The sequence below is a fragment of the Streptomyces pallidus (ex Mingjun et al. 2026) genome, from assembly GCF_051550185.1.
Lineage (GTDB): Bacteria > Actinomycetota > Actinomycetes > Streptomycetales > Streptomycetaceae > Streptomyces.
Genome location: NZ_CP196181.1, coordinates 3,526,847 through 3,547,759 on the forward strand (window position 1 = coordinate 3,526,847; position 20,913 = coordinate 3,547,759).

19 protein-coding genes are annotated in these 20,913 nt (G+C 74.4%); 11 read left to right on the plus strand and 8 right to left on the minus strand.

The features are described 5' to 3' along the window. Nucleotides 1-14: 14 nt before the first annotated feature. On the minus strand, nt 15-317 hold the full coding sequence (locus ACSHWO_RS15340; RefSeq protein WP_361102301.1) for an SH3 domain-containing protein: 303 nt from the start codon (nt 315-317) through the stop codon (nt 15-17). Between the two features lie 106 nt (nt 318-423). Between ACSHWO_RS15340 and ACSHWO_RS15345 the strand changes: the two genes are divergently transcribed. Beyond that, nucleotides 424-2,694: a protein kinase domain-containing protein gene (locus ACSHWO_RS15345; RefSeq protein ID WP_438312447.1), complete on the plus strand. Its 2,271-nt coding sequence runs from the start codon at nt 424-426 to the stop codon at nt 2,692-2,694. Nucleotides 2,695-2,864: 170 nt separating this feature from the next. Here ACSHWO_RS15345 and ilvD read toward each other — a convergent pair whose 3' ends face one another. From ilvD to ACSHWO_RS15365, 4 genes are all read right to left on the minus strand, one after another. Further along, entirely contained in the window at nt 2,865-4,715 is a 1,851-nt protein-coding gene (gene ilvD / locus ACSHWO_RS15350) for a dihydroxy-acid dehydratase (protein ID WP_438312449.1), read from the minus strand. A 124-nt stretch (nt 4,716-4,839) separates the two neighbouring features. Further along, on the minus strand, nt 4,840-5,475 hold the full coding sequence (locus tag ACSHWO_RS15355) for a TetR family transcriptional regulator (RefSeq protein ID WP_438312451.1): 636 nt from the start codon (nt 5,473-5,475) through the stop codon (nt 4,840-4,842). Continuing rightward, complete coding sequence (locus ACSHWO_RS15360; protein WP_361102312.1) at nt 5,472-6,299, minus strand: sugar phosphate isomerase/epimerase family protein; 828 nt, start codon at nt 6,297-6,299, stop codon at nt 5,472-5,474. Before ACSHWO_RS15360 ends, ACSHWO_RS15355 begins: the two co-directional genes overlap by 4 nt. A gap of 92 nt (nt 6,300-6,391) precedes the next feature. Further along, entirely contained in the window at nt 6,392-7,321 is a 930-nt protein-coding gene (locus ACSHWO_RS15365; protein WP_438312453.1) for a Ppx/GppA phosphatase family protein, read from the minus strand. A 63-nt stretch (nt 7,322-7,384) separates the two neighbouring features. On the opposite strand from ACSHWO_RS15365, the gene ACSHWO_RS15370 reads away from it, so the two are divergent. Further along, nucleotides 7,385-8,230 (plus strand): hypothetical protein, encoded by an 846-nt coding sequence (locus tag ACSHWO_RS15370; protein WP_385842753.1) that lies wholly within the window; start codon nt 7,385-7,387, stop codon nt 8,228-8,230. A gap of 23 nt (nt 8,231-8,253) precedes the next feature. Here the strand turns inward: ACSHWO_RS15370 and ACSHWO_RS15375 are convergent, their stop codons facing one another. Both ACSHWO_RS15375 and ACSHWO_RS15380 read right to left on the minus strand, forming a co-directional pair. Next, entirely contained in the window at nt 8,254-8,523 is a 270-nt protein-coding gene (locus ACSHWO_RS15375) for an antitoxin (protein WP_438312455.1), read from the minus strand. Nucleotides 8,524-8,558: 35 nt separating this feature from the next. After that, entirely contained in the window at nt 8,559-10,352 is a 1,794-nt protein-coding gene (locus tag ACSHWO_RS15380) for a BACON domain-containing protein (RefSeq protein ID WP_438312457.1), read from the minus strand. Nucleotides 10,353-10,521: 169 nt separating this feature from the next. On the opposite strand from ACSHWO_RS15380, the gene radA reads away from it, so the two are divergent. Together radA and disA are read left to right on the plus strand one after the other, a co-directional pair. Further along, nucleotides 10,522-11,934, plus strand: coding sequence for a DNA repair protein RadA (radA, locus tag ACSHWO_RS15385; protein ID WP_361096695.1), 1,413 nt, complete (start codon nt 10,522-10,524; stop codon nt 11,932-11,934). A gap of 148 nt (nt 11,935-12,082) precedes the next feature. Further along, nucleotides 12,083-13,207, plus strand: a complete 1,125-nt coding sequence (disA, locus tag ACSHWO_RS15390) for a DNA integrity scanning diadenylate cyclase DisA (protein ID WP_361096692.1) — start codon at nt 12,083-12,085, stop codon at nt 13,205-13,207. Between the two features lie 101 nt (nt 13,208-13,308). Here disA and ACSHWO_RS15395 read toward each other — a convergent pair whose 3' ends face one another. Beyond that, nucleotides 13,309-14,145, minus strand: coding sequence for a hypothetical protein (locus ACSHWO_RS15395; protein WP_438319109.1), 837 nt, complete (start codon nt 14,143-14,145; stop codon nt 13,309-13,311). A gap of 168 nt (nt 14,146-14,313) precedes the next feature. Between ACSHWO_RS15395 and ACSHWO_RS15400 the strand changes: the two genes are divergently transcribed. The 7 genes from ACSHWO_RS15400 to ACSHWO_RS15430 all read left to right on the plus strand — a co-directional run bounded on the left by ACSHWO_RS15400 (nt 14,314) and on the right by ACSHWO_RS15430 (nt 20,850). Beyond that, nucleotides 14,314-14,928: a phosphatase PAP2 family protein gene (locus ACSHWO_RS15400; RefSeq protein ID WP_385842734.1), complete on the plus strand. Its 615-nt coding sequence runs from the start codon at nt 14,314-14,316 to the stop codon at nt 14,926-14,928. 23 nt (nt 14,929-14,951) lie between these two features. Then, the gene (locus ACSHWO_RS15405) at nt 14,952-15,905 is read left to right on the plus strand and encodes an A/G-specific adenine glycosylase (protein WP_361096686.1); all 954 of its coding nucleotides are present in this window, start codon (nt 14,952-14,954) and stop codon (nt 15,903-15,905) included. Nucleotides 15,906-16,079: 174 nt separating this feature from the next. Continuing rightward, complete coding sequence (locus ACSHWO_RS15410) at nt 16,080-16,652, plus strand: SigE family RNA polymerase sigma factor (RefSeq protein WP_361096683.1); 573 nt, start codon at nt 16,080-16,082, stop codon at nt 16,650-16,652. Nucleotides 16,653-16,690: 38 nt separating this feature from the next. After that, nucleotides 16,691-17,326: a hypothetical protein gene (locus tag ACSHWO_RS15415; protein WP_385842726.1), complete on the plus strand. Its 636-nt coding sequence runs from the start codon at nt 16,691-16,693 to the stop codon at nt 17,324-17,326. Between the two features lie 36 nt (nt 17,327-17,362). After that, nucleotides 17,363-18,070 (plus strand): two-component system response regulator CseB, encoded by a 708-nt coding sequence (cseB, locus tag ACSHWO_RS15420; RefSeq protein WP_361096677.1) that lies wholly within the window; start codon nt 17,363-17,365, stop codon nt 18,068-18,070. Then, on the plus strand, nt 18,067-19,377 hold the full coding sequence (gene cseC, locus ACSHWO_RS15425; RefSeq protein WP_361096674.1) for a two-component system sensor histidine kinase CseC: 1,311 nt from the start codon (nt 18,067-18,069) through the stop codon (nt 19,375-19,377). The genes cseB and cseC overlap by 4 nt, the downstream gene beginning before the upstream one ends. Before the next feature lie 96 nt (nt 19,378-19,473). After that, nucleotides 19,474-20,850, plus strand: coding sequence for a LamG-like jellyroll fold domain-containing protein (locus ACSHWO_RS15430; RefSeq protein ID WP_438312462.1), 1,377 nt, complete (start codon nt 19,474-19,476; stop codon nt 20,848-20,850). Nucleotides 20,851-20,913: the final 63 nt, after the last annotated feature.

Sequence of the window (20,913 nt, forward strand, 5' to 3'; positions counted from 1 at the left end):
CCTGGTCGCCGGTGTCAGCCGCAGGGGGAGGCGACGTAGCCGTCGCTGCCCGTCCTGACGTACGCGTCGGAGACGAACTGGCCGTTGCCGACGCAGTCCCAGAGGCTGGTGGTGCCGTACGGTCCGCTGACCGTCTCGCCCTCCGTCTGGCAGCGGATCGTCACGGACGCGCCGTACGGGAGGACCTTGACGATGGAGTAGCCGGTGCCGGGGCCGCTGCGGACGTTCACCCGGTGGCCCGGTGCGACCGGGAAGGTCTGGAAACCGGACCCCGCGTCGAGGGCCTGGGCTTGGCTGGATTCGTTCTCTGCGGACATGTGAAAACCCCCCTTTTGGCACTGCTGTGAACAACTCGCGCAGGGTAGCAGGCCCTTGGAGATTCACACGGGCCATCGACTAGGCTCCGGCGGGGGTGGTGAGGCAGTGCAGTCACTGCACGCGGACTACGTGGGCTTTCCGGAATACGCCGGCCAGTACCGGCTCGAATCCGTGCTCGGATCCGGCGGCATGGGTGTCGTCCACCTGGCCACGTCCGGTTCCGGGCTGAAACTCGCCGTAAAGATCGTGCACCCCCAGCACGCGGTCGACCCCGAGTTCCGCGCCCGGTTCCGTCAGGAGGTCGCCGCCGCCCGGCGGGTCAGCGGGGCGTTCACCGCGCCCGTCGTCGACGCCGATCCCGACGCCGAGCGGCCCTGGATGGCCACCCTGTTCATCGACGCCCCCACCCTCGCCGAGCGGGTGCGCGAGAGGGTGCTCGACCCCGCCGAACTGACCCGGCTCGCGGCCGGGCTCGCCGAGGCCCTGCGCGACATCCACCGGGCCGGGGTGGTGCACCGCGACCTGAAGCCCGGCAACGTCCTGATGGCCCCCGACGGGGTGCGCGTCATCGACTTCGGCATCTCCCGCCCCGCCGACAGCGACCTGCGCACCGAGACCGGGAAGCTGATCGGGACACCGCCGTTCATGGCGCCCGAGCAGTTCCAGCGGCCCCGGGAGGTGGGCAGCGCCGCCGACGTGTTCGCGCTCGGCGCCGTACTGGTGCACGCGGCCACCGGGCGGGGGCCCTTCGACTCCGACAGCCACTACCTCGTCGCGTACCAGGTGGTGCACGGCGAGCCCGACCTGGCCGGGCTGCCGCCGCAGCTCGCGCCGATCGTGGCCCGCTGCCTGTCCAAGGACCCGGCCGAGCGGCCCACGGCCGACGCCCTGATCACGGCGATGCGCGCCCTCGCGTACCCCACGGGCGAGGACACCCAGACCTTCGTCCCGCAGCCCCGGCGCCCCGCCTCCCCCACCGCGGGCGGCGCCGCCCGGCGCCGCGCCGAGGAGCCGACGCACCCGCGGGCGCAGAGCGCCGCCGAAGCCGCCGCGGCCGCCGCGATCGCTGCGGGCGCCGCACCGGGCGCCCCGGGCGGCGCGGGCGGCGGGACCGCCCCGGGGGCGTCGGACCGCGGCCGGCGGCGGACCCGCGCGGCGGTCGCCGCCGCGGTCGGGCTGCTGCTGGCGGGCGGGGCGGCGGGCGGCGGCTGGTACCTGCGGGGCGACGACGCGGGCCCGCAGCAGCGGGCGGTCGGGGACGCACGGTCGGCGCAGGGAGGACAGAAGCCGTTCGCGCCCTGGTCGCGGGAGCTGGGCCGGCCCGGAACCGCGGAGGGCGGACCCGCCGGGAGCGCGGCCTCGGCCTGCTCGTGGGCCGACGGGACCCTGTACTGCTCGGGGTACGGGCTGGCCGCGGCCCGGCTGGACCCCGCCGACGGCTCGGTGGTGTGGTCCGTCCAGGCCTCCCCGGGCACCGTCGAGACCGCCGCCCCGCTGCACGACGCCGGACTCGTCCTGACCACGTCCGCCGGCAGCCACACGCTGCACGCGCTGGACGCGGCCACAGGGGCCGAACGGTGGAAGCGGGTGTTGCCGGCCGGGTCGCGGGTCGTGCCGGCCGGGCCGCGGGTGATGATCGCGCTGCCCGACGGCAAGGCGGTCTCCGTGGATGCGGCCACCGGGGTCGCGCAGTGGACCAAGCAGTTCGGCGGGGTCGGCTCGGTGTGGTGCGCCGACGAGGCGCCGGCGGCCCAGCCGGGTGCGGCCCCGCCGCTGTACGTGGCCACCCCGGCCCCCGACGGGAAGTCCACCCAGGTGTCGGAGGTCGACCCGGTCGCGGGCACGGTGCGGGCGCTGGCCCGGACGCCCGGCGCCGCGGAGCCGGTCGGCGTGGCCGGCGGCGGGCTGTTCCTGCTGGAGAACGACGCGGGGTCGATGGCCCGGTCGGTGCTGCGGGTGGACCTCGGCTCCCGGGCGGTGCGCTCGGTCGCGCTGACGGCCCCGCTGCTCCAGGCCCAGGCGGCCGTGGCCCCGGACGGCACGGCGTACGTGTTCGGGGTGTCGGGCGCCCTGGCGGCGGTGGGCGCGCAGCGGGAGGAATGGCGGCTGCAGACCGGGGTCACGGCGGCCTCGCGGCCCGTGCTCGGTGGTGACGGCGACGGCCGGGTGTACCTGACCGCCGTCGACGGGCGGCTGCTCGCGGTGGACGGTACGGCCGGGCGGCTGGCGGGGCAGACGGCGCCGCGGATCGGGGCGGGGCGGGGCGCCTTCACGGCGACGCTGCCGGCGCCGGTCGCCGCCGGCGGGCGGGTCTTCTCGACCGCGCCCGACGGGTCGGTGTTCGCCGTTGACGCCCGCGATCCCGCCGCCTGGTAGCTCCGCGGTTACGCCCGGCCCGGCGGAGCCGGGAGCCCCGGGGCGCCGCCCCGGACCCCGCGCCTCAGACGCCGGCGGGGCTGGATGTGCCGGCCCCCCGCCGGCAATGGCCGGTCCTCGGGGGATTGCCGGAGGTGCCCCGCCCGGGGTGGTCGGGCGGGGCCGGGACGTCAGGCGAGCTTGGTGACGTCGCGGACCGCGCCCTTGTCGGCGCTCGTCGCCATCGCCGCGTAGGCGCGCAGGGCCGCGGAGACCTTGCGTTCGCGGTTCTTCGGGGCGTAGACGCCGCCGAGGGCCTCGCGGCGGACGGCCAGGGTCGCGTCGTCGACGAGGAGCTCGATCGAGCGGTTCGGGATGTCGATGCGGATCCGGTCGCCGTCCTCGACGAGGGCGATGGTGCCGCCGGAAGCGGCCTCCGGGGAGGCGTGGCCGATGGACAGGCCGGAGGTGCCGCCGGAGAACCGGCCGTCGGTCACCAGGGCGCAGGCCTTGCCGAGGCCGCGGCCCTTGAGGAAGGAGGTCGGGTAGAGCATCTCCTGCATGCCGGGGCCGCCGCGCGGGCCCTCGTAGCGGATGACGACGACGTCGCCCTCCTTGATCTGCTTGGACAGGATCTTGTCGACGGCCTCGTCCTGGGACTCGCAGACCACGGCCGGGCCCTCGAAGGTCCAGATGGACTCGTCGACGCCGGCGGTCTTCACGACGCAGCCGTCGACGGCGATGTTGCCCCTGAGGACGGCCAGGCCGCCGTCCTTGCTGTACGCGTGCTCGACCGAGCGGATGCAGCCGTTCTCGGCGTCGAGGTCGAGGGACTCCCACCGCTCGGACTGGGAGAAGGCGGTCGCGGAGCGCTTGCAGCCGGGGGCCGCGTGCCACAGCTCCACGGCTTCGGCGCTGGCGGTGCCCGAGCGGGCGTCCCACGTGCCCAGCCAGTCGTCGAGGTTGGTCGAGTGGACCGTCGTGACGTCCTTGTTCAGGAGGCCGCCGCGGTGCAGTTCGCCGAGGATGGCGGGGATGCCGCCGGCGCGGTGCACGTCCTCCATGTAGTAGGTGCCGCCGGGGGCGACGTTCGGGGCGACCTTCGCCAGGCAGGGGACGCGGCGCGAGACGGCGTCGATGTCCTTGAGGTCGTAGTCCAGGCCGGCCTCCTGGGCGGCGGCCAGCAGGTGCAGGATCGTGTTGGTGGAGCCGCCCATGGCGATGTCGAGGGCCATGGCGTTCTCGAAGGCCTCGCGGGTGGCGATGCTGCGCGGGAGGACGGACTCGTCGTCCTGCTCGTAGTACCGCTTGGTGATCTCCACGACCGTGCGGCCGGCCTCCTCGTACAGGGCGCGGCGGGCGGTGTGGGTGGCGAGGACGGAGCCGTTGCCGGGCAGGGCCAGGCCGATGGCCTCGGCGAGGCAGTTCATCGAGTTGGCGGTGAACATGCCGGAACAGGAGCCGCAGGTCGGGCAGGCGTTCTCCTCGATGCGCAGGACGTCCTCGTCGGAGACGTTCTCGTTGACCGCGTCGACGATCGCGTTGATCAGGTCGAGCTTGCGGACGGTGCCGTCGACGAGGGTGGCCTGGCCGGCCTCCATCGGGCCGCCGGAGACGAAGACGGCCGGGATGTTGAGGCGCATGGCGGCCATCAGCATGCCGGGGGTGATCTTGTCGCAGTTGGAGATGCAGATCAGGGCGTCGGCGCAGTGGGCCTCGACCATGTACTCGACGGAGTCCGCGATCAGGTCGCGGGAGGGCAGCGAGTACAGCATGCCGCCGTGTCCCATGGCGATGCCGTCGTCGACGGCGATGGTGTTGAACTCGCGGGGGACGGCGCCCGCGGCGCGGATCGCGTCGGAGACGATCCGGCCGACGGGGGCGAGGTGGGTGTGGCCGGGGACGAACTCGGTGAAGGAGTTGGCGACCGCGATGATCGGCTTGCCGATGTCCTCGCTCGCTACGCCCGACGCGCGCATGAGCGCACGAGCGCCTGCCATGTTGCGGCCGTGGGTGACGGTGCGGGACCTCAGCTCGGGCATCGGGTACTCCCCATGATGGCGGTGGCGCTCGTACGCCCGCCGCGACTGTGGATATGGCTCGGTTACGAGGCTACGCCCCCGGCCCGGGATACGGACAGGTCGTCCGGATACCGGGACGGGAGGGTCAGCCCTCGGTCAGGTACCGCTGGAGGGTGGGGGCCACCAGCTCGACGATGTGGTCGGGGTCCGCGGAGGCCAGCGGCTCGACCTGGACGACGTAGCGCAGGATCGCGATGCCGACCATGTGGGAGGCGGCGAGCTCGGCCCGGAAGGTGGGGTCCGGGACGTTCAGGTCGGCGGCGACCCGCTCCAGCAGGCGGCGCAGGACCAGGTCGCGCAGCACCCTGGCCGCGGCCTCGTGGGTGAGGGCGGAGCGGATCACCGCGAGGAGGGGGGCGCGGGTGGCGGGGGTCTCCCAGATGCCGAGGAAGTAGCGGACCAGGCGCTCGCCGATGGCATCGGGGCCGGGGCCGACGATCTGGGGGACCAGGAGGTCGGGCTCCAGGCTGAGCTCGATGGTGTCGGCGAAGAGCTCGTCCTTGCTGCCGAAGTAGTGGTGGATCAGGGAGGGGTCCACGCCGGCGGACTTGGCGATCCCGCGCAGGGAGGTCTTGTCGTAGCCGCGCGCGGCGAACTCGGAGCGGGCGGCGAGGCGGATCCGCTCCATGGCGCCGGGGCCGCTGTCGGCCTCGTCCTGGCGGGGGCGGCCCGGGCCGCGCCGGGGGCGGGGGGCGGGGCCGTCGTCGGCGCGGGGGGTCACCGGGCCGTCACGTCCCGGCCGGTGCTCGCCGCCAGGTGGAGCCGGGTGAAGGCCAGGGCCTCGGCGAGGTCGGCCTCGCGCTCGGCGGAGGACATGGCCCGGCGGGTGTTCACCTCGATGACGACGTGGCCGTCGAAGGCGTTGGCCGCGAGGCGTTCCAGCAGCTCGGCGCAGGGCTGGGAGCCGCGGCCGGGAACGAGGTGCTCGTCCTTGGCGGAGCCGTTGCCGTCGGCCAGGTGCACGTGCGCGAGGCGGTCGCCCATGCGGTCGACCATCTCCATGGCGTCCGTACGGGCGGTGGCGGTGTGGGACAGGTCGACGGTGAAGTGCCGGTAGTCGTCCTTGGTGACGTCCCATTCGGGGGCGTACGCGAGCATCTCGCGGTCGCGGTAGCGCCAGGGGTACATGTTCTCCACGGCGAAGCGCACGTCGGTCTCGTCGGCCATCCGGGCGATGCCGGTGACGAAGTCCCGGGCGTACTGGCGCTGCCAGCGAAAGGGCGGGTGGACGACGACGGTGCTCGCGCCGAGGCGTTCGGCGGCGGACCGGGCCCGCTGGAGCTTGGTCCACGGGTCGGTGGACCAGACGCGCTGGGTGATCAGGAGGCAGGGGGCGTGTACGGCCAGGACCGGGATGCCGTGGGTGTCGGACAGGCGGCGCAGGGCGTCGATGTCCTGGCTGACCGGGTCCGTCCAGACCATGACCTCCACACCGTCGTAGCCGAGGCGTGCGGCGATCTCGAAGGCGGTCGCCGTCGACTCCGGGTAGACGGAGGCGGTGGAGAGGGCGACTTTCGCGGTCGGGATGCGGACGGGTTCTGCCACGGGGACAGGGTACCGAGGGCCCGGCCGGCCGGAAGGGGCTCCCCTCCGGGGCGGGCCGGGCGGGGGCGGCCGGTCGACCGGCCGCCCGGCCGTCAGACGGGGAGGTGGTCCAGGCGGCGGAGGATGACGCCCTCGCGCAGCGCCCAGGGGCAGATCTCCAGGCTGTCGACGCCGAAGAGGTCCATCGCACCCTCGGCGACCAGGGCCCCGGCGAGCAGCTGGGCGGCGCGGCCCTCCGAGACGCCGGGCAGGGCGGACCGCTGCGCCACGGTCATCTCCCCGAGCTTCGGCACCCACTCCTCCAGCGCCTTGCGGGTCAGGTCCCGCTGCACGTAGAGGCCTTCGGTCGAGCGTGCCGCGCCCGCGATCCGGGCCAGCTGCCTGAAGGTCTTGGAGGTGGCGACGACGTGGTCCGGGGCCCCGAACCGGCTGAACTCGCGCACCGTGCGGGCGATCTGCGCCCGCACGTGCCGGCGCAGATCGCGGACGGCGGCCGGGTCCGGCGGATCTCCCTGGAGCCAGGCGGAGGTGAGGCGGCCGGCGCCGAGCGGCAGGGAGACGGCCGCGTCCGGGTCCTCGTCGATGCCGTACGCGATCTCCAGGGAGCCGCCGCCGATGTCGAGGACGAGGAGCTTGCCCGCCGACCAGCCGAACCAGCGGCGTACGGCCAGGAAGGTCAGCCGGGCTTCTTCCTCGCCGCTCATGATCGGCAGGTCGATGCCGGTCTCGGCCTTGACCCGGGCGAGGACCTCGTCCGCGTTGGTGGCCTCCCGCACGGCGCTGGTCGCGAACGGCAGCACGTCCTCGCAGCCCTTGTCCTCGGCGGCCTGCACGGCGCCGGCGATCACGGCGACGAGGCGCTCTATGCCGTCCGCCGTGACCGCGCCGCTCCCGTCGAGGAGCTGGGCCAGCCGCAGTTCCACCTTGTGCGAATGCGCGGGCTGCGGGCGCGCGCCGGGGTGTGCGTCCACCACCAGCAGATGCACCGTGTTCGAACCCACGTCAAGGACACCGAGTCTCATACGAGGAAACGCTACTGTGCGCCGGGAGTACGGGTGGCGTGAGGGGCGCTTAGGCTTGGGTTTGTGCCACACACGAACAAGGCCGACAAGTCCAGGACCAAGCCGAAGGCCAAGACGAAGCCCAAGGCCAAGGCCGCCGAGCGGGCCGCGGCCGGTGCTCCCCCGGGCGACGAGCAGGGTCTCGACTTCCCCCGGGCCTGGGTGGAGTTCCCCGATCCCGCCGACGCCGAGCAGGTCTTCCGGTGCGACCTGACGTGGCTGACGTCGCGCTGGACGTGCATCTTCGGCAGCGGCTGCCAGGGCATCCGGGAGGGTCGGGCCAGCGACGGCTGCTGCACGCTGGGCGCGCACTTCTCCGACGAGGACGACGAGAAGCGGGTCGCCGGGCACGTGGCACGGCTGTCGCCGGAGCTGTGGCAGTTCCACGACGTGGGCACCGAGTCGGGCTGGGTGCAGAAGGACGAGGACGGCGAGCGGCAGACCCGCCGGTGGGAGGGTGCGTGCATCTTCCTGAACCGGCCCGGCTTCCCGGCCGGAGCCGGGTGCTCGCTGCACATCCTCGCGCTGCGCGAGGGCCGCGAGCCGCTGGAGACGAAGCCGGACGTGTGCTGGCAGCTGCCGATCCGGCGGACGTACGACTGGATCGACCGGCCCGACGACACCCGGGTGCTCCAGGTGACGATCGGCGAGTACGACCGGCGCGGCTGGGGCCCGGGCGGGCACGACCTGCACTGGTGGTGCACGTCGGCGACGTCGGCGCACGGCGCGGGCGAGCCGGTGTACGTGTCGTACCGGGCCGAGCTGACGGAGCTGATGGGCAAGGAGGGGTACGCGGAGCTCGTGAAGCACTGCGAGGCGCGCCTGGCCTCCCTGCTGCCGATGGCCCCGCACCCCGCCGACCCGGTGTAGGCGGGGCCGGCGGGCGGAGGCGGTCAGTAGGCCCGGGGCGGCTGGTCCTGCCCGCCCTCGGGGTTCCCGAGCTGGCCCTTGAGCTTTTCCTGGGCCGTGTCGACGTGCCTGGTGTACTTGTTCTGGGTCTTCTCGTCGACGTGGTCGCCGGCCTTGTCCACGCCCTGCGCGGCCTGGCTCTCGTGGCCCTTCAGCATCTGCCTGAGCTTGTCCATCACGCTCATTGCGGCCTCCTCGGCCTGGGGGGTCCTGGCCTCTCCCACCAGGGTCTCCGGCGTGATCCTTCCGTGCATCTCGGGACGGTCCGCCCCTGCGCGCGGAGGGGTCGCTACGGGGACGGGTCGGCGGGGGCGCCGGGGTCCTGGGAAACCGTTCCTCCAGGGGCGGGGTCGGGGACGGGTGCGGACTCGGACGCGCTCGGGGTCGGGGTGGGCGGAGGAGTCCGCGTCGGCGCGGGCGTGGGAGTCGGGGTCGGGGTCGGGGGGTCCACGGGGTCGGACGGCGGCGTGGGGGTCGGGGTCTGCGCGGGGGGCGTGGGCGGCGCCGGGGTGGGGGCGGGGCGGCCGCTGCCCCGGATCGCGACCACGGCTCCGCCCGGGTCCACGGCGACCCGGGCCGTCCAGGGGCCCGTGGGTTCGGTGTCGGGGTCGACGGTGACGTACAGAGTGATCGATTCTCCGGGGGCCAGGGTGCCCGCGGTCCGGCTCGCCCGCAGCCACGGCGCGTCGGAGCGGAGTTGCCAGTCCACCGGGGCCCCGCCGGACGCGGTGAGGGTGAGCACGGTGGTGCCGCCCTGCGGGGCGGCGGCGACGGTGAGCCGGCCGGGGGCGCCCGGCCCGGCGGGGGCCGCGGGCTCGCCGGTACTGATCACCTCGACGGAGACGGCCCGCTCCGGGCCGACGGGGCCGGGGACGCCGGTGGTGCGGGCGGTGAGGCCGGTTCCGGCGTTCTCGTAGGCCCGCATCGGGCCGCCGCCCGGGTGGAGGGGCAGCTCGGACTCGCCGGCCGAGATCCGTCCGGTGTCGGCGCCGGCGGGCTCGCCGGTGTCGGGCGCGCCCCGGTAGGCGGCCCAGAGGACCAGGACGGGCGCGGCGACGACGGTGGCGACCACGGTGGTGGTCACGGCGCGGGCGCGGAACCGGTCGCGGCGGGCGGCCCGGTCCCGGGGGTCGACGGGGAAGCCGGTGCGGCCGAAGCGGGGGACGGCGGCGCGGCGGCCGCGGCCCGTGCGCTGCATGGCGGCGTGGACGGCGGTCCGGGGGGCCTGGACCAGGGGGAGGGCGGCGTCGACGCCGCAGGAGCCCGGCCAGGGGGCGGCGGCGCCGGCGCGTTCGGCGGCGCGGCGGCAGCGCGGGCAGTCGTCGACGTGGCGGACGAGCTCGGCGCGCAGGGTGGTGGACAGCAGGAGCTGTCCGTCGCCGGTGAGCCGGGACACCGACGGGCAGCCGCCGGTCTCGACGGCGGCGAGGGCGGCGCGGGTGCGTTCGACCTCGCAGGCGGCGCCGGCGAGGAGCTCGCGGGCGGTGGCCGGGGGCGTGCCGAGGACGGCTGCGACTTCGGCGACGCCGAGGCGGTGGCGGACGGCGAGTTCCAGGGCCTCGCGCTGTTCGGGTGTGGTGCCGGCGGCCTCGGGCCAGGCGAGGCGGGCCAGTTCGGTGCGCCGGTGCGCGCTCACGTCGAGGGAGTCGCGGGAGCCGGGGACCCCGGAGGGGCCGTGGGAGCCGGAGGGGCCGTGGGAGCCGTGAGCCTCGGGCGGACGCTCGGCCCCGGCGTGCTCCGGCGCGCGCCGGGCGGGACGCGCCCCGGAGCGGCCGCGCCGCTGCTCGGTCATGCGGCGCAGGCAGGCCCAGCGGGCGAGGGCGTACAGCCAGGCCCGGCGGTCGCCCTCGTCGGGGCAGCGGCCGGGGTGCCGTTCGGCGACGGCGAGGACCTCGGCGAGCACGTCGGTGGCGGTGTCGTGGTCGCACAGGACCGACAGGCAGTACGTGAACAGGCCGTCCAGGTACGGCTCGTGCCGGAAGGGCGGCGGCTCCTCCGGGGCGGTGCCCTCACGGGGTGTGCGCCCGTGCGCCCGGCGTGCGCCGGTGCGCCGGGCGGGGTTCTCCTGGTTGCTGCTGTCCACCCTGGCGAAGGTAGGCGGCCGCCCGCCGGGGGCCGTGAAGCCTTGAGCTGTTTTAGCCCTTACGGGTGACCAGATCGAGCAGGCGCTGACGGCGGCCCTGACGCCGGGCGGGGCGGGGCCGGCGCCCGGCGCGGTCAGGGTTGTCGGCGGGGGCGGCTACCGTGGGCGCATGGCTGCCCGTACATCCCGCTCATCCGCCAAGGACCGGCCCTCCTACCGCTGCTCCGAGTGCGGCTGGACCACTGCGAAGTGGCTCGGCCGCTGCCCCGAGTGCCAGGCCTGGGGCACCGTGGAGGAGATGGGCGCGCCCGCCGTGCGGACCACGGCGGCCGGCCGCGTCACCTCCGCCGCGCTTCCCATCGCGCAGGTCGACGGCCGGACGGCGACCGCCCGCAGCACGGGCGTGGACGAGCTGGACCGGGTCCTCGGCGGCGGGCTGGTGCCGGGGGCGGTGGTCCTGCTGGCCGGCGAGCCGGGGGTCGGCAAGTCGACGCTGCTGCTGGACGTGGCGGCCAAGGCGGCCAGCGCGACCCACCGCACCCTGTACGTCACCGGCGAGGAGTCGGCGAGCCAGGTGCGGCTGCGGGCCGACCGGATCGGGGCCCTCAACGACCACCTGTACCTGGCGGCCGAGACCGATCTGTCGGCCGTGCTGGGCCACCTCGACGCCGTGCAGCCCTCGCTGCTGGTCCTGGACTCCGTACAGACCGTGGCCTCGCCCGAGATCGACGGCGCCCCCGGCGGCATGGCCCAGGTGCGCGAGGTCGCCGGGGCGCTGATCCGCGCGTCCAAGGAGCGCGGGATGGCCACGCTGCTCGTCGGGCACGTCACCAAGGACGGTGCGATCGCCGGCCCGCGGCTGCTGGAGCACCTGGTGGACGTGGTCCTCGGCTTCGAGGGCGACCGGCACGCCCGGCTGCGTCTGGTCCGCGGTGTGAAGAACCGGTACGGGGCCACCGACGAGGTGGGCTGCTTCGAGCTGCACGACGAGGGCATCACCGGCCTCGCCGACCCGAGCGGTCTCTTCCTGACCCGGCGCGCGGAGGCGGTCCCCGGCACCTGTCTGACGGTGACGCTGGAGGGCAAGCGGCCGCTGGTCGCCGAGGTGCAGGCGCTCACCGTGGACTCGCAGATCCCCTCCCCGCGGCGGACCACGTCGGGCCTGGAGACCTCGCGGGTGTCGATGATGCTGGCGGTGCTGGAGCAGCGCGGCCGGATCACCGCGCTCGGCAAGCGCGACATCTACAGCGCCACCGTGGGCGGGGTGAAGCTGACCGAGCCGGCCGCCGACCTGGCGGTCGCGCTGGCGCTGGCCTCCGCCGCGAGCGACGTTCCGCTGCCGAAGAACCTGGTGGCGATCGGGGAGGTCGGCCTCGCCGGCGAGGTGCGGCGGGTGACGGGGGTGCAGCGGCGCCTGGCCGAGGCGCACCGGCTCGGTTTCACGCACGCGTTGGTGCCGGTGGACCCGGGGAAGGTGCCGGCCGGGATGAAGGTGACGGAGGTCGCCGACATGGGGGATGCGCTGCGGGTTCTGCCCCGCCGGCGGTCCCGTGAGACGGCCCGCGAGACGGCCCGCGAGTAGCCTCCTGGCGGCCCGCGGCCGGGTCGGTACGGGGGTCCCCGCGGGCGCACCTCGCCAAGCCACGGCGGGCGCCCAGCGTGCGCCGGTAGACTTTGTGCTGGTCCGCCCGGCCCACGCAGGCGGCGCAACCCGCGACCGGAGGAGTGCAGTGGCAGCCAAGGACGGGGCAGCAGCATCCGGGAAGTCGGGCGCGAGCTCCAGGCAGGAATCCATGATGCGTGCCTCGCTGAGCGCGGTCGCACCTGGTCAGCCCCTGCGCGACGGCCTGGAGCGGATCGTCCGCGGCAACACCGGCGGCCTCATCGTCCTCGGGATGGACAAGGCCGTCGAGGCGATGTGCACGGGCGGTTTCGTGCTGGACGTGGAGTTCACCGCGACCCGGCTGCGCGAGCTGTGCAAGCTGGACGGCGCGCTCATCCTGGACAAGGACCTGACCAAGATCCTGCGGGCCGGTGTGCAGCTGGTTCCGGACGCGTCGATCCCGACGGAGGAGACCGGTACCCGGCACCGCACGGCGGACCGCGTCTCGAAGCAGTGCGGCTTCCCCGTCGTGTCCGTCTCGCAGTCGATGCGGCTGATCGCCCTGTACGTGAACGGGGAGCGGCGCGTCCTGGAGGAGTCCGGCGCGATCCTGTCCCGGGCGAACCAGGCGCTGGCCACGCTGGAGCGGTACAAGCTGCGCCTCGACGAGGTCGCCGGGACGCTGTCGGCGCTGGAGATCGAGGACCTGGTCACGGTGCGCGACGTGACGGCGGTGGCGCAGCGGCTGGAAATGGTGCGCCGGATCGCCACGGAGATCGCGGAGTACGTGGTCGAGCTGGGCACGGACGGGCGGCTGCTGTCACTGCAGTTGGACGAGCTGACCGTCGGGATCGAGCAGGAGCGCGAGCTCGTGATCCGCGACTACGTGCCGGAGCCCACGGCCAAGCGGTCGCGGACGGTGGACGAGGCGCTGCCGGCGCTGGACGCCCTGACCCACCCGGAGCTGCTGGAGCTGGGCAACGTGGCGAAGGCCCTGGGGTACACGGGCTCGCCGGAGACCCTGGACGCGGCGGTGTCGCCGCGGGGCTACCGGCTGCTGGCGAAGGTGCCCCGGCTGCCGGGGGCGATCATCGAGCGGCTGGTGGAGCACTTCGGCGGGCTGCAGAAGCTGCTGGCGGCCGGCGTCGACGACCTGCAGACGGTCGACGGGGTGGGCGAGGCCCGCGCCCGCAGCGTCCGCGAGGGCCTGTCGCGGCTGGCGGAGTCCTCGATCCTGGAGCGGTACGTCTGAGGGTCCGAGGCGGCGGGAGCCGCGGTGGCGGACGGGGTGGGCCTGGCTGGCGTCCGGCCCACCCCGTTGCCGTCCGGCTGCTGCGGCCGGGCCCGGCGCCGCTACTCCGGCTTCAGGACGAACGAGGTGCGGGCCACGGGCAGGCCCGGGAACTTGGCCTCGACCACGTAGGTGTCGGCGACCGCGCTGCCCGCCGGGGGCGTCTGGCACTGGTCGGCGGCACTGAACTTGCGGTCCCACTCCACGATCTGCTTCGCCTCGCCCTGCGCCGGGACGCGGTAGAAGGCGCTGCCGGGGCCGGAGGGGCAGTCGCCCGAGGACCAGACGGCCTTGCTGGTGCTGGCCTGAAGGATGGTCAGCACGGCCTGCTTCGGGCCGAGGTCGGCCTTGCAGGTGGATCCGGTGATGTTGCGGGCGGTCAGTTCGAGGCGGGGCTTCTCGTTGGCCTCGTACTCGTTCTTGACGCTCTTGACCTCCCACTGCAGGGAGCTCGACGAGCAGGTGGGCAGCTGCGAGTCGGCCGGGACGGTCGCCGCGCCGCCGCTCGCCCCGGTGCCGCCGCCGCCGCTCGCCCCGGTGCCGCCGCCGCCGCTCGCCCCGGTGCCGCCGCTGCCGGCGCCGGCGGCCGTCGAACCGGAGGCCGTGCCGCCGCCCGAAGCGGAACCCGCGCCCGAGTCGCCGTTCTTGCCCGCGCCGCCGCCCGACTCGGTGCGTCCGCCCGGCGCCTGACCGATCGCCGGACCGGACCCGGACGGTCCCGGGGTGATGGAGGTGACCGGGTCGGGCCCCTTCTCGCCCTTGCCGTTCGTACTCGACGTGCCCCCTGAGGAACTGACGGCCCATACGGCGAGGAGCGCGAGGAGCGCGACGACGGACGCCAGCACGGCCCTCCGTCGCCAGTAGATGGAGGAGGGGAGCGGCCCGACCGGATTGCGCATAGATCCCACGGACGGAACTTTACGAGAGTCCGGGGCCCGATCCGCGCCCCACATGCCGCTCAACCGGCAGGTTTTGCCGATGATCAGCTCGCGGGCGGACCTCGGCCGAAACGAATCGGCCAGGGGCCGTGCAAAGGCATCTCCCCGGGTTGAGTACGGTCGGTGACCATGGACACCTCCGACCTCTACCGCGACATCACCGATTCCGCCCACTCCGCGCCCGGTTGGGTGCAGTCGGCCTTCGAGGTGTGGACCGAATACGGACTGCTTCTGTTCGGCGTCCTGTTCATATCCGTCTGGTGGCGTGCGCGCGGCCAACGCAGCCCGCGGGCCATGGCGCTCGCCGTGCTCGCCCCGCTCGCCACCGCCGTGGCGTACGTGGCCTCCGAGAGCCTGAAGTCGTTCGTGACGGAGGAACGTCCTTGCAGGGCGGTGGCCCGGGCCGCCGCACCCCTCATCGCCTGCCCGGCCCCGGGCGACTGGTCCTTCCCGAGCAACCACTCCGCCATCGCGGGTGCGGCCGCCGTCGCGCTGGCCCTCGCCCTGCGCCGGCTGGTGCTGCTGACCGTGCCCATGGCCCTGCTGATGGCCTACTCCCGGGTGTTCGTCGGCGCGCACTACCCGCACGACGTGGCCGTGGGCCTGGTCGGCGGCGGCATCGTCGCCGCGGTCTTCGTCCTCGCACTGACCGGTCCGATCAACAGGATCACCGCCGCCCTGCGGACCAGCGGCAACCCGGCGGCACTCTGGTTCACCGGTCCGGGCTCCGCGCGACGACCGTGAAACGTGCCAGGATGCCGTATGTCATGACTGCATCCCGGACAACCTCCTCCCCCGCCGAGACCACCCCCGCCTCCGAGGCCGCGGAGGCGGCGGCCCACGCACTGCATTCCCCGGTCATCGCCTGGTTCGACGAACACGCCCGCGACCTGCCCTGGCGCCGACCCGAGGCCGGCCCCTGGGGGGTCATGGTCAGCGAGTTCATGCTCCAGCAGACCCCCGTCAGCCGGGTCCGGCCCGTGTACGAGCAGTGGCTGGCCCGCTGGCCCCGGCCCGCCGACCTGGCCGCCGAGGCCCCCGGCGAGGCCGTACGCGCCTGGGGGCGGCTCGGCTACCCGCGCCGCGCCCTGCGGCTGCACGGCGCGGCCGTGGCCATAACGGAGCGGCACGGGGGCGACGTGCCCCGCGATCACGCGCAGTTGCTGGCGCTGCCCGGGATCGGCGAGTACACCGCGGCCGCCGTGGCCTCCTTCGCGTACGGGCAGCGGCACGCCGTGCTCGACACCAACGTGCGCCGGGTCTTCGCCCGCACCACCACCGGCGTCGAGTACCCGCCGAACGCCACCACCGCCGCCGAGCGGCGCCTGGCCCGGGCCCTGCTGCCCGGCGACGAGGCCACCGCGGCCCGCTGGGCGGCGGCCTCCATGGAGCTCGGGGCACTGGTGTGCACGGCCAAGAACCCGGACTGCGCCCGCTGCCCGGTGGCCGGGCTGTGCGCGTGGCGGCTCGCCGGGAAGCCGGCGCACGACGGGCCGCCGCGGCGCGGGCAGACGTACGCGGGGACGGACCGGCAGGTCCGCGGCAAGCTGCTGGCCGTGCTGCGGGAGGCGGTCGGGCCGGTTCCGCAGAGCGTGCTCGACACCGTGTGGAACGAGCCCGTGCAGCGGGCCCGCGCCCTGGACGGGCTGGTCTCCGACGGGCTGGTCGAGCCGCTCTCCGGGGGCATGTACCGACTGCCGCAGCACCGCGCCACAAACTGACCCGCCCATTCCGTTTGTTGCGGGGAAACCCCAGCTCACGGCCGTTGTTACACAACCTATGGGTGTCCGTGCGTCCACCGCAGGCTGGCCCGCACAGGCTCGTGACAACGCCTCCGTACCGTCGTCTCCGTTGGCCAGCGGATGAGCGGTGGCACGGAACGGAGGCGGTCAGAGATGGCGCACGGCGAGGTACTCGGGTTCGAGGAGTACGTCCGCACGCGGCAGGACGCGTTGCTGCGCAGTGCCCGGCGCCTGGTTCCGGACCCCACCGACGCCCAGGACCTCCTGCAGACCGCCCTGGTGCGCACCTACGGCCGCTGGGACGGCATCGCCGACAAGGCCCTCGCCGACGCCTACCTGCGCCGCGTCATGATCAACACCCGTACGGAGTGGTGGCGCGCCCGCAAGCTCGAAGAGGTCCCCACCGAGCAGCTCCCCGACGCCTCCGTCGAGGACGGCACCGAGCAGCGCGCCGACCGCGCCCTGCTGATGGACATCCTCAAGGTGCTCGCCCCCAAGCAGCGCAGCGTCGTCGTCCTGCGACACTGGGAGCAGATGAGCACCGAGGAGACCGCTGCCGCACTCGGCATGTCTACGGGTACCGTGAAGAGCACCCTGCACCGCGCACTGGCCCGGCTCCGGCAGGAACTGGAGAGCCGGGACCTCGACATGCGCGCGCTGGAGCGCGGTGACCACCGCGGGGACCACACCATCCGGTACGAGGGGCGTGAGCGGTGCGCGGCCTGAATGGCCAAAGCCTGAGCGGTAGAAGTCCGCTGGTATTGATGTCGGCGGGGACGATCGTCCTCGTCGGCACTGTGCTGTTCGCGGCCGGTTGCTCCACGACCGGGACCGGGCTGCGCGACGGCGGGCCGGCCCGCACCGAGACGGTCGCCAAGAGCGGCGCGCCGTCCTCCCCCTCCGAGCCCGCCCCGAGCCAGAACGGCTCCTCCGGCAAGCCCGCGCGGAAGATCGACCCGATCGCGCTGCTGAAGGCGGACCCGCGGGTCAGCGCCGAGGTCAAGCGGGACCTCAAGCCGTGCACGGGCAAGGAGTACCCGGTCGACGTGAGCTACGGGAAGGTCACCGGCGGGTCCGTCAGCGACATCGTGATCAACGTGCTGTCCTGCGCGGATGCGCTGGGGCGGGGCTCCTACGTGTACCGGGCCGAGGGCGGGACGTACGAGAATGTGTTCTCGGACGAGCAGCCGCCCGTCTACGCGGAGATCGACCGGGGCGACCTGGTGGTCACCAAGCCCGTCTACGCGAAGAGCGACACGCTCGCCTACCCGTCGGGCGAGGACGTGATCACGTACCGGTGGAACGGCGAGAAGTTCACCGAGCAGGACCGCGTCCACACCGACTACAGCAACATCGACGGCGGCGGGCAGCCCGCACCGGCGACCAGCCAGAAGAACTGACCACCCGCAGCGATGGAACCGAGGCGAGGCTTGCGCATGGCCGAGACCCATGTCCTGTTCGTGGAGGACGACGACGTCATCCGCGAGGCCACCACCCTGGCGCTGGAGCGCGACGGGTTCACGGTCACCGCCATGCCCGACGGCCTGTCCGGTCTGGAGTCCTTCCGGGCCGACCGGCCCGACATCGCCCTGCTCGACGTGATGGTTCCCGGCATGGACGGCGTGAGCCTGTGCCGCCGCATCCGCGACGAGTCCACCGTCCCGGTGATCATGCTGTCGGCGCGCGCCGACTCCATCGACGTGGTCCTGGGCCTGGAGGCGGGCGCCGACGACTACGTCACCAAGCCCTTCGACGGCGCCGTCCTGGTCGCCCGGATCCGCGCCGTGCTGCGCCGCTTCGGCCACGCCGGCGGCCCGAACGGGGCCGGCGCGGGCGGCGAGGACGGGTCCGCCGAGCGCGGGCTCCTGGCCTTCGGCGACCTGGAGGTCGACACCGAGGGCATGGAGGTGCGCAGGGCCGGCGCCCCGGTCGCCCTGACGCCGACCGAGATGCGCCTGCTGCTGGAGTTCTCCTCCGCGCCGGGCACCGTTCTCTCGCGCGACCGGCTCCTGGAGAGGGTGTGGGACTACGACTGGGGCGGTGACACCCGCGTCGTGGACGTCCACGTGCAGCGGCTGCGCACCAAGATCGGACAGGACCGGATCGAAACGGTCCGAGGCTTCGGATACAAGCTCAAGGGATGAGACGCTTCACCTTCCGTACGGGGATCCGCTGGAAGATCGCCACCGCCATCGCCGCCGTCGCCGCGCTCGTCGTGGTCGCGCTGAGCCTGGTGGTGCACAGCGGTGCCCGCACCTCGATGCTGGACAGCGCCCGCGAGGTCCAGCTCGACCGGGTGCAGTTCATCTCCCGCAACGCCGACGCCGGACGCAAGCCGCCCATGGGCGCCAAGCTCAACGACCCCGACCTGCCCGCCGAACTGCGCGAGAAGGCCCGGTCCGGGCGGCGCGGCACCTACATCCAGGAGTCCCCCAAGGGGCCGGAGGTCTGGGCGGCGGTACCGCTGGGCAACGGCCAGGTGCTGTCCCTGCACACCACGTTCAAGGAGAGCGCCAAGCTGGTCCGCGACCTGGACAAGGCCCTGGTCTTCGGATCGCTGACCGCCGTGGTCGCCGGTGCCGCCCTCGGCGTGCTCATCGGCGGGCAGATCTCCCGCCGACTGCGCAAGGCCGCGGCCGCCGCGCAGCGGGTGGCGCACGGGGACCCGGACGTACGGGTCCGGGACGCGGTCGGCGGTGTCGTGCGCGACGAGACCGACGACCTCGCGCGGGCCGTCGACGCCATGGCCGACGCGCTCCAGCAGCGGCTCGAGGCCGAGCGGCGGGTCACCGCGGACATCGCGCACGAACTGCGGACCCCGGTGACGGGCCTGCTGACGGCGGCGGAGCTGCTGCCGCCGGGACGGCCGACGGAACTGGTGCGCGACCGGGCGCAGGCGATGCGGGCGCTGGTCGAGGACGTGCTGGAAGTGGCCCGGCTGGACGGCGCGTCGGAACGGGCCGAACTCCAGGACGTGGCGCTCGGCGAGTTCGTGCACCGCCGGGTGGCGGCGCTGATGCCCGAGGCGACGGTCCGGGTCGTCGCGGACGAGATCGTCAGCACCGACCCGCGGCGGCTGGAGCGGATCCTGGGCAACCTGCTGGCCAACGCCTCCCGCTACGGGCAGCCGCCGGTGCAGGTCGACATCGAGGGCCGGGTCGTACGGGTCCGGGACCACGGTCCCGGCTTCCCCGAAGCCCTGCTGCGGGAGGGCCCGAGCCGGTTCCGGACCGGGTCCACGGACCGCGCCGGGGTGGGCCACGGGCTGGGCCTGACCATCGCGGAGGGCCAGGCGCGGGTGCTGGGCGCCCGGCTGACGTTCCGCAACGTGGCCGCGCCGGGCGGCGCGGACCGCGAGGGGGTCGCGGCGGGCGCGGTGGCCGTGCTGTGGCTCCCGGAGCACGCGCCGACGACCACGGGCAGCTTCCCGATCGTCCAACTGCCCGGCTAGTGCTGTGACCCGCGGGCCCGGGCCGGATCTGGCAGGGGCATGCCGAGGAGGACCGGGTCGTTCGTATGTGCGGTCCGGTGTTCTAGCATCCGTGGCATGACCGACGGTACGAATCCCCCGAGCACCCCGCAGCCCGAGCCCGCCCCGGGGAACGGCTACGGGTTCCCGCCGGTCCCGCCGGCACCCGGCGGCTACGGCTACCCGGGCGGCCCGCAGGCCCCGGGCGGCGCCTTCGGGCCGCCGCCCGCCGTACCCGGAGCGCCGGCGCCCGGACAGCCCGCCCAGCCGGCCGCGCCCGGACAGCCCGTAGCCCCCGGACAGCCCGGCGGCTACGGCTTCCCGCAGGCGGGGGCCCCGGGCGCCCCGGCGGCACCCGGGGCGCCGGCCGCTCCGGGGGCTCCGCACCCCGCGGGCCCGGGGGCACCGAACCCGTACCAGCCGGGCGGCGGCCCCGCCCCGTTCCAGCAGAACCCGGCCGTCCCGCCCGCCCAGTGGCCGCCGGCCGGGCCGCCCGCCCAGGACGCCCCGGGGCCCGGGCCGTTCCCGCCGCTGCAGTCCGAGCAGCCCGACTGGGAGGCGATGGCCGACCGGACGGCGTCCGAGCGGCGCAGGAAGAAGCTGTGGATGATCGGCGGCGGGGTGACCGTCCTGGCACTCCTCGCCGGCGGTGGAACGTTCCTGCTGATGGGCGGGGACGACGACGGGGGCAACGCCAACGCCGGCGGCGACCCCTCGGCCTCCGCCTCCGCGTCGGCCTCGCCCTCCCCCAGCGGCTCCAAGAGCAAGGCGCCGGTCGACAACACGCCGACCGTCAAGGACGACCCCACCCAGATCCGCGACCGCGCCGGCAAGGCGCCGCTGAAGATGGGCGCCGACGCCGGGGTCTTCCCCATCGACAAGCGCTTCGAGATCCGCACCAAGGGGAACGAGAACTCGTACGCCGAGTCCGAGAAGCGGATCGTGGACACGTCGAAGAGCTTCACGGTCTCCGCCCGGGTGTGGAGCCGCTCGGCGAAGGGCCGTCAGATGGCCGTCAGCCAGGGCAACGAGAAGTCGTTCTCGTTCGAGCTGGGCGTGGACCAGGTCAACGGCAAGCCGGCCTGGGTCTTCCGCGTGCAGACCGGCGACCAGGGCGCCGAGTCCACCGTCGTCACCGTCAGCGGCGAGAGCTCCAAGATGGAGAAGACCTTCGCCCAGCTGACCGCGACCTACGACGCCGAGCGCAAGCAGATCGCCCTGTACGTCAACGGCAAGAAGGCCGGGGAGAGCGCGGTCGCCGGCGTCTTCCAGGCCCAGGGCCCGCTGCAACTGGCCCGCGCCCGCCACGAGGACAAGTGGACCGCCGCGTGGAGCGGCGCCATGGACAGCATCCAGACCTACGACGAACTGCTGTCGCCGGCCCAGATCGACACCCTCAAGGCCGGCCGGGTCGACGCGAAGGCCAAGCCCACCGGGGCGTGGCTGCTGTACTGACACGCATCCGGAAACACCGGGAACAGCCGGGAACACGCCGGAACCGGCCCGCTGGGCGGGCCG

Coding starts and splice junctions, on each gene's coding strand:
- ACSHWO_RS15340 (WP_361102301.1), bottom strand. CDS start 317: ATGTCCGCAGAGAACGAATCCAGCCAAGCCCAGGCCCTCGACGCGGGG.
- ilvD (WP_438312449.1), bottom strand. CDS start 4,715: ATGCCCGAGCTGAGGTCCCGCACCGTCACCCACGGCCGCAACATGGCA.
- ACSHWO_RS15365 (WP_438312453.1), bottom strand. CDS start 7,321: ATGAGACTCGGTGTCCTTGACGTGGGTTCGAACACGGTGCATCTGCTG.
- ACSHWO_RS15375 (WP_438312455.1), bottom strand. CDS start 8,523: ATGCACGGAAGGATCACGCCGGAGACCCTGGTGGGAGAGGCCAGGACC.
- radA (WP_361096695.1), top strand. CDS start 10,522: ATGGCTGCCCGTACATCCCGCTCATCCGCCAAGGACCGGCCCTCCTAC.
- ACSHWO_RS15395 (WP_438319109.1), bottom strand. CDS start 14,145: ATGCGCAATCCGGTCGGGCCGCTCCCCTCCTCCATCTACTGGCGACGG.
- ACSHWO_RS15400 (WP_385842734.1), top strand. CDS start 14,314: ATGGACACCTCCGACCTCTACCGCGACATCACCGATTCCGCCCACTCC.
- ACSHWO_RS15405 (WP_361096686.1), top strand. CDS start 14,952: ATGACTGCATCCCGGACAACCTCCTCCCCCGCCGAGACCACCCCCGCC.
- ACSHWO_RS15410 (WP_361096683.1), top strand. CDS start 16,080: ATGGCGCACGGCGAGGTACTCGGGTTCGAGGAGTACGTCCGCACGCGG.
- ACSHWO_RS15415 (WP_385842726.1), top strand. CDS start 16,691: ATGTCGGCGGGGACGATCGTCCTCGTCGGCACTGTGCTGTTCGCGGCC.
- cseB (WP_361096677.1), top strand. CDS start 17,363: ATGGCCGAGACCCATGTCCTGTTCGTGGAGGACGACGACGTCATCCGC.
- cseC (WP_361096674.1), top strand. CDS start 18,067: ATGAGACGCTTCACCTTCCGTACGGGGATCCGCTGGAAGATCGCCACC.
- ACSHWO_RS15430 (WP_438312462.1), top strand. CDS start 19,474: ATGACCGACGGTACGAATCCCCCGAGCACCCCGCAGCCCGAGCCCGCC.